This window comes from Paraburkholderia sp. LEh10, from assembly GCF_017814945.1.
Classification (GTDB): Bacteria; Pseudomonadota; Gammaproteobacteria; order Burkholderiales; family Burkholderiaceae; genus Paraburkholderia.
The window spans coordinates 1-2,809 of the sequence record NZ_JAGIPX010000027.1; the positions used below are offsets into that span (position 1 = coordinate 1).

At 64.8% G+C, this 2,809-nt stretch carries 1 protein-coding gene; it reads left to right on the plus strand.

Annotation, left to right across the window (positions count from 1 at the left end; genetic code table 11):
* On the plus strand, nucleotides 1-2,809 hold a 2,809-nt coding region (locus tag J8I87_RS44845), incomplete at both ends, for a beta strand repeat-containing protein (RefSeq protein ID WP_409518787.1).

Sequence of the window (2,809 nt, forward strand, 5' to 3'; positions counted from 1 at the left end):
TCAACAACCAGGTGACGAACATCGTCAACGGTGGCGGCATCAAGTACTTCCACGCGAACTCGACGCTGGCCGATTCGGTGGCAACGGGTGCGAACGCGGTGGCGATCGGCGGCAACGCCAGCGCGACGACGGCGAACTCGGTCGCGCTGGGGACGAACGCGGTGGCGAACTCGACCACGCTGGGCACGGCGGGCTTCGCGCCGGTCGGCGGCACGGCGATCTCGGCTTCGACGGCTGCGGGTGAAGTGTCGGTGGGCGCGGCCGGTGCGGAGCGTCGTATCACGAACGTGGCGGCGGGCCTGAATGCGACCGATGCGGTGAACGTGAGCCAGCTGACGTCGGAAGATGCGAAGGTCAACAACGTCTCGAACAACGTTTCGAACCTGAGCAATACGGTCAACAACATCAATGGCAACGTGACGAACATCGTCAACGGCGGCGGCATCAAGTACTTCCACGCGAACTCGACGCTGGCCGATTCGGTGGCAACGGGTGCGAACGCGGTGGCGATCGGCGGCAACGCCAGCGCGACGACGGCGAACTCGGTCGCGCTGGGGACGAACGCGGTGGCGAACTCGACCACGCTGGGCACGGCGGGCTTCACGCCGGTCGGTGGCACGGCGATCTCGGCTTCGACGGCTGCGGGCGAAGTGTCGGTGGGTGCGGCGGGTGCCGAGCGTCGTATCACGAACGTGGCGGCGGGCCTGAACGCGACCGATGCGGTGAACGTGAGCCAGCTGACGTCGGAAGATGCGAAGGTCAACAACGTGTCGAACAATGTTTCGAACGTGTCGAACAACGTCAGCAACCTGAGCAACACGGTCAACAACCTGGGCAACAACGTCACCAATATCAACAACCAGGTGACGAACATCGTCAACGGTGGCGGCATCAAGTACTTCCACGCGAACTCGACGCTGGCGGACTCGGTGGCAACGGGTGCGAACGCGGTGGCGATCGGCGGCAACGCCAGCGCGACGACGGCGAACTCGGTGGCGCTGGGGACGAACGCGGTGGCGAACTCGACCACGCTGGGCACGGCGGGCTTCGCGCCGGTCGGCGGCACGGCGATCTCGGCTTCGACGGCTGCGGGTGAAGTGTCGGTGGGCGCGGCCGGTGCGGAGCGTCGTATCACGAACGTGGCAGCGGGCCTGAACGCGACCGATGCGGTGAACGTGAGCCAGCTGACGTCGGAAGATGCGAAGGTCAACAACGTCTCGAACAATGTGTCGAACGTGTCGAACAACGTCAGCAACCTGAGCAACACGGTCAACAACCTGGGCAACAACGTCACCAATATCAACAACCAGGTGACGAACATCGTCAACGGTGGCGGCATCAAGTACTTCCACGCGAACTCGACGCTGGCCGATTCGGTGGCAACGGGTGCGAACGCGGTGGCGATCGGCGGCAACGCCAGCGCGACGACGGCGAACTCGGTGGCGCTGGGCACGAACGCGGTGGCGAACTCGACCACGCTGGGCACGGCGGGCTTCACGCCGGTCGGTGGCACGGCGATCTCGGCGTCGACGGCTGCGGGTGAAGTGTCGGTGGGCGCGGCCGGTGCGGAGCGCCGGATCACGAACGTGGCGGCGGGCCTGAACGCGACCGATGCGGTGAACGTCAGCCAGCTGACGTCCGAAGATGCGAAGGTCAACAACGTCTCGAACAATGTTTCGAACCTGAGCAATACCGTCAACAACCTGGGCAACAACGTCACGAACATCAACAACCAGGTGACGAACATCGTCAACGGTGGCGGCATCAAGTACTTCCACGCGAACTCGACGCTGGCGGACTCGGTGGCAACGGGTATGAACGCGGTGGCGATCGGCGGCAACGCCAGCGCAACGGCCTCGAACTCGGTGGCGCTGGGCACGAACGCGACGACGACGGCGAACCTGTCGGCGGCAGCGTACAACCCGGGCAGCGGCACGCTGTCGGGCACGGTGCCGGTGGGTGAGGTGTCGGTGGGTTCGGCAGGCAACGAGCGTCGTCTGACGAACGTGGCCGCAGGTTCCGCCGCGACGGACGCAGTCAACGTGAGCCAGTTGCAGTCGGAAGACGCGAAGGTGAACGCCGAAGGCACGAGCATCGCGAACGTGATTGGTGGCGGTTCGACGTACAACGCGTCGACGGGCACGATCACGGGCCCGACGTTCAACATCGGTGGCTCGACGGTGACGACGGTTGCCGGGGCGATCACCAACATCGATGGCCGCGTGACGCAGAACACGACGGACATCAGCAACATCACCAACCAGATCAACAAGGGCACGATCGGTCTGGTGCAGCAGGATGCGTCGACGCGCACCATCACGGTCGCGAAGAACACGGACGGTACGCTCGTGGACTTCACCGGCACGGCGGGCGCACGCAAGCTGACGGGCGTGGCCAACGGCAACGTGAACGCATCGAGCGTGGACGCGGTGAACGGCTCGCAGCTTTACAACGTGGCGAAGTCGGATGCCAACGCGCTGGGCGGTGGCTCGACGGTGAACAGCGACGGCACGATCAGCAACCCGACGTACGTGATCGGTGGTAACACCTACAACAACGTGGGCGGTGCAATCACCAACCTGGATGGACGTGTCACGAACATCAACAACCAGGTGACGAACATCGTCAACGGTGGCGGCATCAAGTACTTCCATGCGAACTCGACGCTGGCGGACTCGGTGGCGACGGGTGTGAACGCGGTGGCGATCGGCGGCAATGCGAGCGCAACGGCTTCGAACTCGGTGGCGCTGGGCACGAACGCGACGACGACGGCGAACCTGTCGGCGGCAGCGTACAACCCGGGCAGCGG